Below are 14,802 nucleotides of genomic sequence, written 5' to 3'. Positions count from 1 at the left end.
GCGGACTTCCCGTTTCATGCTTTATCGACTGCTGCGACCCCTGCTGTTCCGCGTACCGGCTGAACAGGCCCACCGGCTTACCCTGATGGCGCTCGGCGCCGCGCCGCTCGCCCGGCGGCTGGCGCCCGAACCCGCGCTGACGCAGCGTGTGGCGGGCATCGTCTTTCCGAACCCGGTGGGCATGGCGCCCGGGTTCGACAAGAACGCGCAAGTGCCCGACGCGGTGCTGCGCCTGGGCCTGGGCTTTGCCGAGATCGGCACGGTAACGCCGCGTCCGCAGGCGGGGAACCCCGCCCCCCGGCTGTTCCGGCTGGTGGAGGACCGGGCAGTCATCAACCGCATGGGCTTCAACAACGACGGAGCGGTTGCGGTCGCCGCGCGGTTGCGTGCGCGCCTGGGCAAGCCGGGGATCGTGGGCGTCAACATCGGCGCCAACAAGGATTCGGCGGACCGCATTGCCGACTATGCGGCGATGACGCGGACGATGACCCCGCTGGCGACCTATCTCACCGTCAACATCAGTTCGCCCAACACGCCGGGGCTGCGCGCGCTGCAGGACGAAGGCGCGCTGGCCGAGCTGCTGGACGCGGTGATCGAGGCGCGCGGCGCGCTGGCGACGCCGGTGTTCCTGAAGCTTGCCCCCGATCTCCAGCGGGCCGATGTCGATGCGATCTGCCGCATCGCGCTGGACAAGCGGCTCGATGCGCTGATCGTGTCGAACACCACGATCGAGCGGCCGGCCTCGCTGCGGTCGGTCCATGCCGGTGAAGCGGGCGGGCTTTCGGGCGAGCCGCTGCGGCAGATGGCGCTCGAACGCCTGCGCGAGTTCCGCAAGGCGAGCGGCGGGGCCATACCGCTGATCGGCGTGGGCGGGATCGCCAGCGCCGAGGATGCGTGGGAGCGCATTCGCGCGGGCGCCAGCCTGGTCCAGATATACAGCGCCATGGTCTATGAGGGACCGGGCCTTGCGCGCGCGATCGTGTCGGGCCTGGCGAAGCGCGTGCGGGAAGAGGGCATGACGAGCATTGCGGAGGCCGTCGGGACCGAATAGCCTTGCGGCCATGCTATCGATGAAGATGCCTGGGAAGATACCCGGTCGCGCGCTGCTTGCAGCGCTTCTGCTCACGCCCGCCTGCGCCCCGATGGGCCAGATGGCCTCCACCACGCCGCAGGCCGCGCCGGTTCCCGTTCCCGCGGACGGCGTGCCGGTGGGCGAGAAGGGGCTGGTTTCCGCCGCCGATCCGCGTGCGGCCGAAGCGGGCGTGGACATGCTGCGGCTGGGCGGAACCGCCACCGACGCCGCGATCGCCACGATGCTGGCGCTGACCGTGGTCGAACCGCAAAGCTCGGGCATCGGCGGCGGTGGCTTCCTGGTGCTGGGCGACGCGGCGGGCAAGGTCGAGACGGTGGACGGCCGCGAAACCGCGCCCAAGGCCGCCGGCCCGCAGTGGTTCTATGTCAACGGGCAGCCACTGCCGATCGTCGAGGCGATTCCGGGAGGGCGCAGCGTGGGCGTGCCGGGCAACCTGCGCCTGGCCGCGCTGGCGCACGCGCACCACGGCAAGCTGGCGTGGCGCGCGCTGTTCCAGCCGGCGATCCGGCTGGCGCGCGATGGCTTCGTCGTGACGCCGCGCCTCTACGCCATGCTGAGCCGCTTCCCCCGCACCGGCGCGCTCGATCCGCAGGCCCGCGCCATCTACTACGGGGCGGACGGGCAGCCGCTGCCCGCGGGCACGGTGATCCGCAATCCGGCGCTGGCCGAAACGCTGGAGAAGATCGCGGCGCAGGGGGCCGACAGCTTTTATGCCGGCGACAATGCCGCGACCGTGGCCGCCAAGGTCGGCACCGCGCCGCGCAATCCCGCGCCGCTGACCACGGCGGACCTCGCCGGCTATCAGGCGAAGGGACGCGCGCCGGTGTGCGGCGATTACCGTGGCTACCGCGTCTGCGGGATGGGGCCGCCGTCGTCGGGCGCGACAACGGTCTATGCCATTCTCAAGCAGCTCGAACGCTTCGATCTCAAGGCGCTGGGGCCGGACAATCCGGTCTCGTGGCATCTGATCGCCGAATCCGAACGGCTGGCCTATGCCGATCGCGACCGCTACCTGGGGGACAGCGATTTCGTCAGCGTGCCGGTCGCGGGTCTGACCGATCCTGCCTATCTGGCGACACGATCCGCGCTGATTTCGGACAAGGGCTCGCTGCCGTCGGTCGTGGCGGGGACGCCGCCGGGCGTCCGCACCGCTTTCGCGCCCGCACGCCCGCAGGAAGAGCACGGCACTACCCATTTCGTCGCGGTGGACCGCTGGGGCAACGCCGCCAGCTATACCTCCACGATCGAAAGCCCGTTCGGCTCGGGCCTGATGGTCGGCGGCTATTATCTCAACAACGAGCTGACCGACTTCAACATCGTGCCCGATCGCAATGGCGTGCCCACGGCCAACCGGGTGGAAGCGGGCAAGCGGCCGCGCAGCTCGATGGCGCCGACGCTGATCTACGGCCCCGACGGCCAGTTGCGGCTGGCGATCGGCGCGGCCGGCGGGGCGACGATCCCGGCCCAGGTCGCCAAGGCGATCATCGGCGTGCTCGACTGGGGCCTGCCCGCGCGCGAGGCGATCGCGCTGCCGGTGATCTTCGCGCCCGGCGGCGACGTGGTGTTCGTGGAAAAGGGCTCCGCGCAGGAAGCGATGATCCCGGCGCTCGTGGCGCTGGGCCACCGGCAGGTCATCGCGCGCGAGGCCTCGTTCAAGGCCAACGCGATCGAACGCGTCGGCGATCGCTGGCGCGGCGCCGCCGACCCGCGCAGCGAAGGCGCGGCGGTAGCCCCCTGAACGGCGCTTTCTGATCGGCGCGCCCGCCCGCGCAAGGTTGCCGTAGCGGCGCGGCTTCTTTAGGACTTTCCCCTGCGCGAACGGCGGAGCAGAGGCCGGCGCGCGGGTGGGGCAGAGGACCGGACGTGCAACTCAGCGATTTCGAACAATTCCCGAACCTGGTCGCGATGTTCTTCGACCGCGCGCGTGTGCGGGGCGATGGGCCGTTCCTCTCGGCCAAGCACGATGGCGCGTGGCGGGCGATCACCTGGCGCGAGGCGGCGGACCGGGTCTGCCTGATGGCGGAGGCCCTGCGCGGGCTGGGCCTGAAGGATGGCGACCGGGTGGCGCTGGTGTCGGAAAACCGGCCCGAATGGTGCCTGGCCGATCTGGCGATCATGGCCGCCGGGCTGGTCACCGTGCCGACCTACATCACCAATACCGAGCGCGATCACCTGCACATCCTGGAGAATTCCGGCGCGCGCGCGATCATCGTTTCCAACGCCAAGCTGGCGCGGCCGCTGCTGGCGGCGGCGCTGCGCGCGCCCTGCGCCGAACACGTCATCGGCATCGAGCCGCTGCGGCAGGCGCAATCGGGCACGCTGACGTTCCACGACTGGGACGCGCTGCTGGCGGGGGATGTGGCGGCGGCCCGCGCGGCGGTGGAGGCGCGCATCGCCGGCATCGGGCGCGCGGACACTGCCTGCATCATCTATACCAGCGGCACCGGCGGCGCGCCGCGCGGGGTGGTGCAGCACCACGGCGCGATCCTGTGCAATGTGGATGGCGCGGCGCATATCCTGGCCAACGATTTCGGCTGGGACGAGGAAGTGTTCCTGTCGTTCCTGCCGCTCAGCCATGCTTACGAGCACACCGGTGGCCAGTACCTGCCGATCGGCATGGGCGCGCAGATCTTCTATGCCGAAGGGCTGGAAAAGCTGGCGAGCAATATCGAGGAAGTGCGTCCCACTCTGATGGTCGTGGTGCCGCGGCTGTTCGAAGTGCTGCGCACGCGCATCATGAAGCAGGTGGAAAAGCAGGGCCGCGTGGCCAACTACCTGATGGGCCGGGCGCTGGCGATCGGTGAGCGCCAGGCGCGGGGCCGCCCCCGGTTGCTGGACCGGCCGATGGATTTCCTGCTGGAGAAGAGCCTGCGCCCCAAGATCCGCCTGCGCTTTGGCGGTCGCATCAAGGCGATGGTTTCGGGCGGGGCGCCGCTCAATCCCGATGTCGGCGTGTTCTTCGAGGCGATGGGCCTGACCATGCTGCAAGGCTATGGCCAGACCGAGGCCGGGCCGGTGATCTCGTGCAACCGCCCCGCGGCGGGCATCAAGATGGACACCGTCGGCCCGCCGATGAAGGGCGTGGAAGTCCGCATCGCGGAGGACGGCGAAATCCTCGTGCGCGGCGAATTGGTGATGCACGGCTACTGGCACAACCCGGCGGAAACCGCACGGGCGATCCAGGATGGCTGGCTGCACACCGGCGACATCGGCCATCTCGACGCCAACGGCCGGATCGTCATCACCGACCGCAAGAAGGACATGATCGTCAACGACAAGGGCGACAACGTCTCCCCGCAGAAGGTGGAGGGGATGCTGACGCTCCAGCCCGAAATCGCGCAGGCGATGGTTTCGGGCGACAAGCGGCCCTATCTGGTCGGCCTGATCGTGCCCGATGCGGAATGGGCGGTCGAATGGGCGCGGGACCAGGACGAGAAGTTCGATATGGCGACGTTGCAGGACCTGCCAGCCTTCCGCAACGCGATTCGCGAAGCGGTGGACCGGGTGAACCGGGATTTGTCGGTGATCGAGAAGGTCCGCCAGTTCGCGTTCGCGGACGAGGCGTTCAGCATCGACAACGGCGAGATGACGCCCAGCCTCAAGATCCGGCGGCACAAGATCCGCGAGCGGTACGGCGCGCGGATCGATGCGCTCTACAAGGCATAAAGGGGCTGTTTTTCAGGCAGTCCGTTATCAGGCCGCTTCGAGTTCCACGAATTCGGGATAGAACTTCGGCGCGCGGGGCGACCAGCCCGGCGCGGTGGCGGCGGCTTCGCTGATCGACTGGAGCAGGCCCTTGCGCCGTTCCGGCCGGATCTGCGGCAGCGCCGCGGCACCGCAGAACGCGCCCGGCAGCCACGGCCGCACTTCGGCGCCCAGCAGGCGTTCGTAGAGGAAGCGATAGGCCGAGAAGCAGCTGAGCCGTTCCTGCCCCAGATCGAACGCGGTCACGCGCATCAGCTTGCCCATGAAGCTTTCGAGCCCATCGGGGCCGGGGCCTTCGGGCAGGACCGTGCGCAGCGTCTTGAGATCCTGATAGATCACGTACTGCGCGCGGATCGAGGCGGTTTCCTCGCCGCTGCGCGCCCACAGGCGGAACGCATCCTGCCGGCCGAGGCCGACATCCAGACTGCGCCGGATATAGCGTTGTTCGGCGGCCGAGAAGCTCGCGAATTCGCGCATCTCGGTCAGGATCAGCGTAGCGGTGTCGGCGTTCGACATGAACCAACTCCTGCCTTGGTGTCCCCTGCGACTCCGGGGGGACCGGCATGCTGGATCATGCGCCATGCTTGGTTATTTTGAGGTTAACCCTGTCGCCTCAGCCTTCTTGACGGCGGCGATAGCGGAAATACCAGACCTCGTGGCCGTAGACGTTGCGCGCCTTGGCCTCGTAGCGCGTTTCCGGCCAACCGCTGGGGCGCTTCTGGAACTGCGCCGGTTTCTCGCACAGCCATTCGAACGCATCGCGATGGCGGCGCATCACCATCAGGGCATGGCGCAGGTAGATCGCGTGGTCCGTGCCGAAGCGGAACTCGCCGCCCGGTTTCAGCTTGGCCGCGAACAGGCGCAGCGGGCCGTCGTTCATCATCCGCCGCTTGGCGTGGCGCGCCTTGGGCCAGGGATCGGGGTGGAGCAGGTAGAGGAACGACAGCGAACCGTCGGGAATGCGCGCCAGCACCTCCAGCGCATCGCCGTGATGGATGCGCACGTTGGGAATGGGCGGGTGCCGGCCGCCGTCGCCGTCAAGGTGCGTGAGCGCCTGCGCCACGCCATTGAGGAACGGTTCGGCCCCGATGAAGCCGTGATCGGGCAGCATGTCGGCCCGCGCGGCCATGTGCTCGCCGCCGCCGAAGCCGATTTCGAAATGGAGCGTGCAATCGTGCCCGAACAGGCGTTCGGCGGTGACCGGGCCGTCCGCCGGCACCGCGATTTGCGGCAGCAGCGTATCGACCAGCGCCTGCTGGCCCTGGCGCAGGGGCTTGCCCTTGGCGCGGCCGTAGAGGCGGTTGAGCGTGGTGGGATCGCCGGACTTGTGCGCGGTCATGAAACGGAGGCCTGCTGGTCGATAAAGCGGCGCGCCTAGCAGACCGGTGCCGGGTTGGGGAGAGGGAGCCCGCAAACGAAAAGCGGCCCGCACCCCCCGGAGCGGACCGCTTTCGTCAGGAACAGACGTTGCGGGAAATGTGGGCGGAAAATCAGCCCGGAAAATCAGGCGGCTTCGACGTCCAGCTTGTCGTCCGGATCGCGCAGCACATAGCCGCGGCCCCAGACGGTTTCGATGTAGTTGTCACCCCCGCAGGCGTGCGCCAGCTTCTTGCGCAGCTTGCAGATGAACACGTCGATGATCTTGAGCTCCGGCTCGTCCATGCCACCGTAAAGGTGGTTCAGGAACATTTCCTTGGTCAGCGTGGTGCCCTTGCGCAGCGAGAGCAGCTCAAGCATCGCGTATTCCTTGCCGGTCAGGTGCACGCGCGCGTTATCGACCTCCACCGTCTTGGCATCGAGGTTGACCGAAAGCTTGCCGGTGCGGATGACCGATTGCGAATGGCCCTTGGAACGGCGCACGACCGCGTGGATGCGGGCGATCAGTTCCTCGCGGTGGAAAGGCTTGGTCACGTAGTCGTCGGCGCCGAAGCCGAAGCTGCGCACCTTCGAATCCATTTCCGAAATGCCGGAGAGAATGAGAACCGGCGTCTGCACCTTGGCGACGCGCAGCTTCTTGAGGACATCGTAGCCGTGCATGTCCGGCAGGTTGAGGTCCAGAAGGATGATATCGTAATCATAGAGCTTGCCGAGATCGAGGCCTTCTTCCCCGAGATCGGTTGAATAGACGTTGAAACCTTCGGCCGAAAGCATCAGCTCGATGGCCTTGGCCGTGGTCGGCTCGTCCTCGATCAGCAGCACACGCATACAACCGCCCCTTCTCGCCATAACAGGATGGCAGCGTTAATCCCTCGTCAAACGCTCTTGTCCGACATTAACCATAGGACCAATGAACATTAAAGGTTAATTTCGCGTAAATGCCGCAATCGCGGCGAGTCGCGCGGGTTTTCAACAGGCGCTGGGAACCATGGGGCGGGCGGAAACCGCCGCCGGCGGTCAGGCGCCGGGAACCGCCAGGGTGGCGGCGGCCTCGCGCAGCCGGCGGCTGGTCGCCTGATCGTTGCGGAACGCGGCCAGGCCATCCTGCAGCGCCTTGCCGGCCTTGCCCGGTTCGCCCAGCTGCATGCGGCTGCGCATCAGCATGATCCAGCCATCGGGATTGCCGGGATTCTGCGCGAGCTTCGCCTCCAGCCCGTCGACCATGCCGCGCACCATCGCCTCCTGCTGCCCCTTGGGCAGGCCGGCGGCGGCCTTCATTTCGTCGCCCGTCGGGCCGGGAATGCCGGAGGCCGCCTTTTGCGCACCGTCGGTAACCATGCCGGCCGCCGGCGCGGCGAAGCGCGCTTCGGCCAGCCGCTTGTCCACGTCGATCTTGTACTTCTGGCCCACGTTGCGGATCACGTCGCGGATATCGTCCGCATAGGGCGCGTCGGACGGGGTATCCGCCAGCAGGTCGAACCACATGTCGATCGCGCGGCGGTGCTGGCCCGAAAGGTCCATCGCCACCGCCTTGAAGTAGCGCGCCCGCGCATCCTTGGGATCGAGTTGCAGCGCGCGGTCGAATGCGGCCTGCGCATCGGGGGGTATCCGCCCCTCGCTGTCGCTCGCCAGCACCAGCGCCTCGCCCAGGAAGGAGAAGGTTTCTGCGTGATCGGGATCGAGCCGGGTCGCCTTCTTCAGCGCGGTCGCGGCTTCGGCATAGCGTTCGGTCTGGAAATAGGACCAGCCCAGCATGCGCCAGCCTTCGGCATTTTCCGGATCGGCCTTCAGCTTGGCCTCGAGCTTGGCGATCACATCGTCGACCGAAGGCGCCTGGCTGGCATCGGCCGTCGCCGGCGCGACCACCGCGGTCTCCTGCTTCTGCCCGCGATAGATGGCGACGCCCGCCGCCGCGATGGCCATGACCGCCGCGCCCGCGAGAAGCACCCTGCCCAACCAGCCCGCCCCGCCCGCGGCCTGCGGAGCCGGGCTTTCGAGGGCGGGACTTGCGGAAGGAGACTGCTCGGCCTCGGTCATCGAAATCTCCTTGCGGCGTTCTTGCGCTGCAACCGCATATCGCGCTCGCGCACCATGTTGCAAGGCGGCGCGCGGCGAGGGCGGGTTCCCCGACCGGGGGCCTTGCATGTCCTTGCACGCGCCCGTGTCCGCCCCCTTGTGTGCGGCAGCGCGAATTTGCGGGTGGCAAAGCCCGGTTCATCCGCTAATGTCCGCGCGAACAGGGGTCGCAAATCGGTTGATGGAAAGCAGGAACCCGCAGAGGTCCGCTTTCGTGTTGCGGGGGACGCACACCGGTGAGCGAAGTCTTCAAAGTTGCGATCATCGGCTCCGGCCCGGCGGGCATGAGCGCGGCCAGCCGCGCCGCGCAGCTCGGGCTGAAGCATGTGCTGCTCGAAAAGTCGGACCATCTGTCCGACACGATCTTCAAGTACCAGAAGGGCAAGCACGTGATGGCCACGCCATCGCAGCTGATCCTGCGTTCCGACCAGGAGTTCGACGCCGGCAAGAAGGAGGACATCCTCGACAAGTGGAACCGGCGGACCACCGAGCTTGGCGTGAACGTGAAATACAACGCCGACGTGAAGGCGATTCGCGGCACGGGCGAGGCTATCCCCGGTTCGGTGCACACGATCGTTTCGCGCGCGCGGGACGGCTCCACCACGACCACCGAGCTGCAGCGCCATGCCCCGCCCTATGCGATCGAGCTGACCAGCGGGGAGACGGTGCTGGCCGAGAACGTGGTGCTGGCGATCGGCACGCAGGGCAATCCCAACCTGCTGCGCTGCCCCGGCTCGGACCTGCCGCACGTGACCTACCAGCTCGACGATCCCTACGCGATTCTCGACGAGCACGTCGTGGTGATCGGCACCGGCGACGCGGGGATCGAGAACGCGCGCGGCCTGGTCGAGGATGCGGCGCAGGGCAATGTCGTCACCGTGCTTAACCGCGCGCCCAAATCGACCAACGTGCGCGAAAGCTTCCCCACCGCCAAGGAGCCGAACGCCAAGGCGCTGGTGGAGGACGATGCGGCCGGCCGGCTGACGATCCGCTACGAAACGGAAACCAAGTCGGTCGAACCGGGCTGGATCACCCTGTCCACGCGCGATGGCGAGGAGAAGATCCGCTGCGACCGGATCATCGCGCGCATCGGCTCCGCCCCGCCGCGCGCCTTCGTCGAAGGCTGCGGCATCGCGTTCGCCAGCGCCGACCGGCTGGCCTTCCCCACGCTTTCGCCCCAGTTCGAATCGACCGCGCCCGGCATCTTCGTGATCGGCGCGCTGGCGGGCTATCCGCTGATAAAGCACTGCATGAACCAGGGCTATGACGTCATCGAGTTCATCAACGGCAACACCGCGCTGAAGCCGGCGGACGAACCGCTGCTGGAAGCGCGGTTCCGCAATCTGCCGGGCAACCGGTCGGTCACCGAATGGCTGGAGTTCCTGCGCACCCGGATCACCATCCTGGAAGGCATGACCACGCTGCAGTTGCGCGAATTCATGCTCGATTCGGATGCGCGCGCCTATCGCAAGGGCGAGGTCATCTTCGAGAAGAACGATCCGGGGTCCTCGCTGTTCGCGATCGCTTCGGGATCGGTCCACGTCCGCATCGACCCGAACGATCCCTCGCGGGTCGTGCCCATTCCCGAAGGCACGATCTTCGGCGAGGTCGGCCTCATTTCCGGCCGGCGGCGCGGCGCGACGATCGTGGCGGCGGAAGACACGATCTGCGTCGAGATCAGCCGCAACGCCGCGCTCAAGCTGCAAAGCCAGGTGCCGACCGCGCGGCGCGCGATCGAGCGTATTTCTACCGAGCGGCAGATCCTGCAGATGTTCGGATCGGGGCTGACGCCCGACGATATCCGCGAAGTGGTGGAAACCGCGCGGATCGAACAGGTGCCGGCGGGCAAGCCGATCATCAGCGAGGGCGACGAGGATCGCGATGTCTTCGTCATCCGCGTGGGATCGATGATCGTGGAGAAGGAAGTCGGCGGCAAGCCGGTGTTCCTGTCCTACCTTCCGGCCGGCTCCTACGTCGGCGAGATGGCGCTGATCGATGGCGGCCAGCGCACGGCGACGGTGCGCGCGGCGATCAAGTCCGAAGTGATCCGCATCGATGGCGATGCCTTCGCCCGCGTGCTGGCGGCCAGGCCGGCGCTGCTGGAGCGCGCGCGCAAGGACATGGAAGGCCGCCGCAAGACCAACGCCTTCATCGAATCGCGCAAGGACAGCTTTTCGGGCGTGGTCGACCTCTATTCGGAGCAGGCCAAGTTCCTCGTCAGCCAGGGGCTGGGCGAGGCGACCGACGTGCTGCTGATCGACGAGACGCTGTGCGTGGGCTGCGACAATTGCGAAAAGGCCTGCGCCGACAGCCATGACGGCCTGTCGCGGCTGGATCGCGAGGCGGGGCGCAGCTTTGCCCACCTGCACGTGCCGACCAGTTGCCGGCACTGCGAGCATCCGCACTGCATGGCCGATTGCCCGCCCAACGCGATCCAGCGCGGGCCGGATGGCGAGGTCTCGATCAACGATACCTGCATCGGCTGCGGCAACTGCCAGCGCAATTGCCCCTATGGCGTGATCCGCATGGAGAAGGTGCCGCCGAAGAAGCCTTCGCTATGGTCGTGGCTGTTCTTCGGCAGCGGCCCCGGGCCGGGCGAGCCTTCCTACAAGTGGTCGAAGAAGCACACCAAGTACACCGGCGATCCGGCGGTGGACGAACTGCTCGACCGCAAGAAGGCGATCAAGTGCGACATGTGCGCCGGGATCGACGGCGGACCCAGCTGCGTGCGGGCCTGCCCCACCGGCGCGGCGATCCGCGTCTCGCCCGACGAGTTCCTGACCGTCGCCCGGCTCGAGAACGAGGAGGCCTGACCATGGCAAGCGTTGCCCAGGGGCCGGAAAAGGCCGGCAAGGTTCGCCGTCCGCGCACCAGCCGCGACCGGACCAGCACGCACGAAGGCTTCCTGCGCTATCGCAACGGACGGTGGCTCAAGATATCCGCGCTGCTCGCGGTGGTGCTGATCGCGCTGTACGTGTTCGTGCCGCTGCCGGGGCAGCATTTCGGATCGAGCTGGCTGGGCTACACGCTCGGCACGCTGGGCGCGCTGCTGATCCTGTGGCTGACGCTGCTGGGCGTGCGCAAGCGCGCGATCACGCCGGGCCGCTGGTCGCTGCGCGCGTGGACCTCGGCGCATGTCTATCTCGGGCTGTGCCTGATCGTGGTGGGCACGCTGCATTCGGGCTTCCACTTCGGCTGGAACGTGCACACGCTGGCGTGGGCGCTGATGATGCTGGTGATCCTGTCGGGCCTGTTCGGCATCTGGGTCTATGCCACGCTGCCCAGCGCGCTGTCGGACAACCGCTATGACGAGGAAGGCGCGATCACCGAGAAGCAGATGGTGGAAGCGCTGCGGTCGCTCGACCGGCAGATTCACGATGCGGCGCAGCCGCTCGATCCGCAGGCGGCGGCGCTGGTCAACAGCAGCCTGGAGGAGAACCCCTTCGCGGGCTCCTTCTGGAATCGCGTGACCGGTCGCTACGCCCGCGACGCCACGCGCGCGGCGGCGGCGGAACTGCGCCGGATGCGGGCCTACCGCGCGCGCACCGCCGATGATCCGCTGGACAAGGTGGACGCGCTGCTCACGCGCAAGGAGGCCATGCTGGGGCGGTTGCGCAAGCACTTGCGCCTGAAGACCTGGCTGCAGGCCTGGCTCTACGTCCACGTTCCCGTCACCTTCGCGCTGCTCGCCGCGCTTTCCGCGCATATCGTCAGCGTCTTCTTCTACTGGTGAGCGCCTCCATGAGCTTCCTGATCCGCCAGATCGCGCTCAAGTCCAGCGGCGAGGAGATCGTTCGCGGCTCCCGCGTGGACGGCGATGAACTGACCATCGGCCGCGACGCGGCCTGCGGCATCCACCTGCCCGATCTTGCCGTCGATCCGCGCCATGCGCGGGTCACGCGGATCGATGACCAGCGGCTGATGATCGAATCGATCGGCGACCAGCCGTTCGACGTCAACGGCCGCAGCGTCAACCGGCGCGAACTGGACATCGCCACCGGCGCCGAACTGGGCTTCGGCGGCCACCGCATCCAGCTTTCGCGCGATGCGGACAGCGGGTTGCCGGTCTTTTCGGTGCGGCGGGTGGAAGCGCTTTCCGAATCGGCCGAGGATGTCGATCTCGGCAGCGCCTACACGCTGAAAGGCCTGCTACCGGGCAAGCGCATGTCGGCCTGGACTTTCGCGATCCTGATCCTGGTGGCGTTCCTAGCCTTTCCGATCTGGAGCTATGCCACGTACAAGCCGCTGGCGCTGCACAAGGACGATCGCCGCCCCGCCGGCTTCCATGCCGACAAGGCGTGGTCTTCCGGCCATCTCAGCCTCGCGCACAAGAATCTCGAGAACGATTGCCAGGCCTGCCACGTCAAGGCGTTCGTGGCGGTTCGCGACAATGCCTGCCTCACCTGCCACACGCAGGATGCGCACCAGCACATCCCCGATGCGGCGCGGCTGGTGCGCGCGCGCGGCGAACCGCACGGTTTCGCCGCGTTCCAGCGCGCGGTGGCGACCGCTTTCAACCGTCCCGCCGGCCGTTGTGTGGATTGTCACACCGAACACGAGGGGGCCGGTGCTATGCCGGCCACCCGGCAGCAGTTCTGTACCGACTGCCACGATGGGCTGAAGACGCGCTTGACCGACACGAAGATCGCCGATGCCGCCGATTTCGGAACGGCGCACCCGCAGTTCAGGCCGACGGTGATCGTCGGCATGAACGGTGCGAAACCGCTGCTGCAACGCGCGGTGTGGAGCCCGACCCTGCGCGAGCCGAACGGCCTCAAATTCACGCACGCCCAGCATCTGTCGAAGGTGAACGGCGTGGCGCAGATGGTGCGCCGCCGGCCCGGCCGCTTCGCCGGCAACGAGGGCCTGGGTTGCCAGGATTGCCACAAGACCGATTCGGGCGGCGCGCGGTTCAAGCCGGTGGTGATGGAAGAGGCCTGCCAGAGCTGCCATTCGCTGAATTTCGACGAAGTGGGCGGCACCTTCCGGTCGCTGCGCCATGGCGAACCGGCGATGGTGGTTGCGGACCTGCGCGCGTTCTATCGCGGCACCGCGCCGGCGCGGCCGGCGAACCTTTCGGGGCTTGCCCGCCGGGTGCCCGGCGATGCGGCGCTGCGCGCGAGCGCGGCGGACTATGCCCGCGCGGTGCGGTTCTATCCCACCCGCGCCGACCAGGCGATCGCACAGGTCTTTTCCAAGGGCGGCATGTGCTATGACTGCCATACCGTGACGCGCGGCGGCACGGCGGCGACCGATGGCTTCGCGGTCCAGCCGGTGGCGCAGAACGGGCGCTACTACAACACCGGCTGGTTCGATCACAAGGATCACCGCAAGACCGATTGCGTGGCGTGCCACACCCGCGCGCCGCAATCGAACGACGCTTCCGACCTGCTCGTTCCCGGGATGGACGGCCCCGGCGGCTGCCGCAGCTGCCACGTGGGCGAGGGGGGAACACACCTGGCTTCGGTCAAGGTCAAGGACCCGGTCGATTCCGGCTGCGCGATGTGCCATTCCTATCACATGGATAGCGGGGCGCCGTGGCAGCCGAAGGGCGAACGGGACAGGAAGCGTCCGCAGGATCCGATTCACACCGCCGTGGCCGACCGGCCCCGGCAGTGGGGGCCGGCATCCCTGAAGTAAGCGGGCTTGGGGGAGCGCGGGGCGATGCTGATCGCACAGATCACGGACATTCACCTGGGGTTCGAGCCGGACACGCCGGACGAATTCAACCGGCTGCGGCTGGACCGCACGGTCCAGGCCTTGCTGGACATGGACCCGCGCCCCGATCTGCTGCTCGCGACCGGCGATCTCGTCGATCGCGGTGACCGGGAGAGCTACGAACGGCTGCGCGAGGCGCTGTCCGGGCTGCCGTTTCCGGTGCATTTCGCGCTGGGCAACCACGACGAGCGCGCGTCATTTCGCGAGGTCTTTCCGCACGCGCCGTTCACCGGGGACTATCTGCAATACGTGATCGACAGCCCCGTGCTGCGGCTGATCGTGCTCGATACGCTGGAAGAGGGGCGGCATGGCGGCGCATTCTGCGAGGAGCGCGCGGCATGGCTTGCCGCGCGGCTGGACGAGGACACGGCCACGCCCACGCTGATCGTGCAGCACCATCCCCCGATCGAGGCCGGCATCCCGTGGATGAACACCGATGCGGCCGAGCCGTGGGTGGAACGGCTGGCGTCCTGCCTGCGCGGGCGCGACAACGTGACGGGGCTGGTCTGCGGCCACATCCATCGCGCCAGCGCGACACGATGGGAGCAAGTGATCGTGGCCACCTGCCCGTCCACGGCGCCACAGGTCGCGCTCGACTTGCGGCCGATCGATCCCGACGTGCCCGATCAGCGCAACCTGATCGTCGCCGATCCACCGGCCTACGCGCTGCACTGGTGGAACGGCCGCGAACTGGTGACGCATTGGGACACGGCCGAGGACCGGCTGGTGCTGGCGCGCTATGACGCCAATCTCCAGCAGATGATCCAGCACATGCTGGCCGAGCGCCCGGACGCTGGTCTGGCGGGAACCGGGATGGCAGCGGCGGAATAACC

Annotated in this window: 11 protein-coding genes; 7 read left to right on the top strand and 4 right to left on the bottom strand. The window is 67.8% G+C overall.

The annotated features are described in order from the left end of the window. The first annotated feature begins 16 nt into the window (after positions 1–16). The 3 genes from FA702_RS11045 to FA702_RS11035 all read left to right on the top strand — a co-directional run bounded on the left by FA702_RS11045 (position 17) and on the right by FA702_RS11035 (position 4,759). Positions 17–1,051 (top strand): quinone-dependent dihydroorotate dehydrogenase, encoded by a 1,035-nt coding sequence (locus FA702_RS11045; RefSeq protein ID WP_136956188.1) that lies wholly within the window; start codon positions 17–19, stop codon positions 1,049–1,051. Between the two features lie 19 nt (positions 1,052–1,070). Next, positions 1,071–2,831: a gamma-glutamyltransferase gene (gene ggt, locus FA702_RS11040; protein WP_136956187.1), complete on the top strand. Its 1,761-nt coding sequence runs from the start codon at positions 1,071–1,073 to the stop codon at positions 2,829–2,831. A 167-nt stretch (positions 2,832–2,998) separates the two neighbouring features. Beyond that, complete coding sequence (locus FA702_RS11035; protein ID WP_136957365.1) at positions 2,999–4,759, top strand: long-chain fatty acid--CoA ligase; 1,761 nt, start codon at positions 2,999–3,001, stop codon at positions 4,757–4,759. Between the two features lie 27 nt (positions 4,760–4,786). Here FA702_RS11035 and FA702_RS11030 read toward each other — a convergent pair whose 3' ends face one another. The 4 genes from FA702_RS11030 to FA702_RS11015 all read right to left on the bottom strand — a co-directional run bounded on the left by FA702_RS11030 (position 4,787) and on the right by FA702_RS11015 (position 8,212). Continuing rightward, positions 4,787–5,314, bottom strand: coding sequence for a hypothetical protein (locus FA702_RS11030; protein WP_136956186.1), 528 nt, complete (start codon positions 5,312–5,314; stop codon positions 4,787–4,789). A gap of 97 nt (positions 5,315–5,411) precedes the next feature. Beyond that, the gene (locus tag FA702_RS11025; protein WP_136956185.1) at positions 5,412–6,137 is read right to left on the bottom strand and encodes a tRNA (guanosine(46)-N(7))-methyltransferase TrmB; all 726 of its coding nucleotides are present in this window, start codon (positions 6,135–6,137) and stop codon (positions 5,412–5,414) included. 164 nt (positions 6,138–6,301) lie between these two features. After that, complete coding sequence (ctrA, locus tag FA702_RS11020; RefSeq protein WP_124810097.1) at positions 6,302–7,003, bottom strand: response regulator transcription factor CtrA; 702 nt, start codon at positions 7,001–7,003, stop codon at positions 6,302–6,304. A gap of 189 nt (positions 7,004–7,192) precedes the next feature. Further along, positions 7,193–8,212 (bottom strand): tetratricopeptide repeat protein, encoded by a 1,020-nt coding sequence (locus FA702_RS11015; protein ID WP_255504532.1) that lies wholly within the window; start codon positions 8,210–8,212, stop codon positions 7,193–7,195. Positions 8,213–8,535: 323 nt separating this feature from the next. Between FA702_RS11015 and FA702_RS11010 the strand changes: the two genes are divergently transcribed. Genes FA702_RS11010 through FA702_RS10995 form a run of 4 tightly spaced genes read left to right on the top strand, consistent with a single transcriptional unit; the run spans position 8,536 to position 14,800 of the window. Continuing rightward, positions 8,536–11,064: a cyclic nucleotide-binding domain-containing protein gene (locus FA702_RS11010; protein ID WP_255504807.1), complete on the top strand. Its 2,529-nt coding sequence runs from the start codon at positions 8,536–8,538 to the stop codon at positions 11,062–11,064. Between the two features lie 2 nt (positions 11,065–11,066). Continuing rightward, positions 11,067–11,984, top strand: coding sequence for a hypothetical protein (locus FA702_RS11005; protein ID WP_125954312.1), 918 nt, complete (start codon positions 11,067–11,069; stop codon positions 11,982–11,984). A gap of 8 nt (positions 11,985–11,992) precedes the next feature. Further along, positions 11,993–13,891 (top strand): cytochrome c3 family protein, encoded by a 1,899-nt coding sequence (locus FA702_RS11000; RefSeq protein WP_136956183.1) that lies wholly within the window; start codon positions 11,993–11,995, stop codon positions 13,889–13,891. Between the two features lie 24 nt (positions 13,892–13,915). After that, entirely contained in the window at positions 13,916–14,800 is an 885-nt protein-coding gene (locus FA702_RS10995) for a phosphodiesterase (RefSeq protein ID WP_136956182.1), read from the top strand. The last annotated feature ends 2 nt before the right edge of the window (positions 14,801–14,802 follow it).

Origin of the sequence: Novosphingobium sp. EMRT-2 (assembly GCF_005145025.1) — a bacterium.
Classification (GTDB): Bacteria; Pseudomonadota; Alphaproteobacteria; order Sphingomonadales; family Sphingomonadaceae; genus Novosphingobium.
Note: the sequence above shows the minus strand (reverse complement) of the source record. Positions and strands in the feature narration are given on the sequence as shown.

What these genes read in the sequence shown, in the direction of transcription:
- FA702_RS11045 (WP_136956188.1), top strand. Translation starts at nt 17, where the DNA reads ATGCTTTATCGACTGCTGCGACCCCTGCTGTTCCGCGTACCGGCTGAA.
- ggt (WP_136956187.1), top strand. Translation starts at nt 1,071, where the DNA reads ATGAAGATGCCTGGGAAGATACCCGGTCGCGCGCTGCTTGCAGCGCTT.
- FA702_RS11035 (WP_136957365.1), top strand. Translation starts at nt 2,999, where the DNA reads ATGTTCTTCGACCGCGCGCGTGTGCGGGGCGATGGGCCGTTCCTCTCG.
- FA702_RS11030 (WP_136956186.1), bottom strand. Translation starts at nt 5,314, where the DNA reads ATGTCGAACGCCGACACCGCTACGCTGATCCTGACCGAGATGCGCGAA.
- FA702_RS11025 (WP_136956185.1), bottom strand. Translation starts at nt 6,137, where the DNA reads ATGACCGCGCACAAGTCCGGCGATCCCACCACGCTCAACCGCCTCTAC.
- ctrA (WP_124810097.1), bottom strand. Translation starts at nt 7,003, where the DNA reads ATGCGTGTGCTGCTGATCGAGGACGAGCCGACCACGGCCAAGGCCATC.
- FA702_RS11015 (WP_255504532.1), bottom strand. Translation starts at nt 8,212, where the DNA reads ATGACCGAGGCCGAGCAGTCTCCTTCCGCAAGTCCCGCCCTCGAAAGC.
- FA702_RS11010 (WP_255504807.1), top strand. Translation starts at nt 8,536, where the DNA reads ATGAGCGCGGCCAGCCGCGCCGCGCAGCTCGGGCTGAAGCATGTGCTG.
- FA702_RS11005 (WP_125954312.1), top strand. Translation starts at nt 11,067, where the DNA reads ATGGCAAGCGTTGCCCAGGGGCCGGAAAAGGCCGGCAAGGTTCGCCGT.
- FA702_RS11000 (WP_136956183.1), top strand. Translation starts at nt 11,993, where the DNA reads ATGAGCTTCCTGATCCGCCAGATCGCGCTCAAGTCCAGCGGCGAGGAG.
- FA702_RS10995 (WP_136956182.1), top strand. Translation starts at nt 13,916, where the DNA reads ATGCTGATCGCACAGATCACGGACATTCACCTGGGGTTCGAGCCGGAC.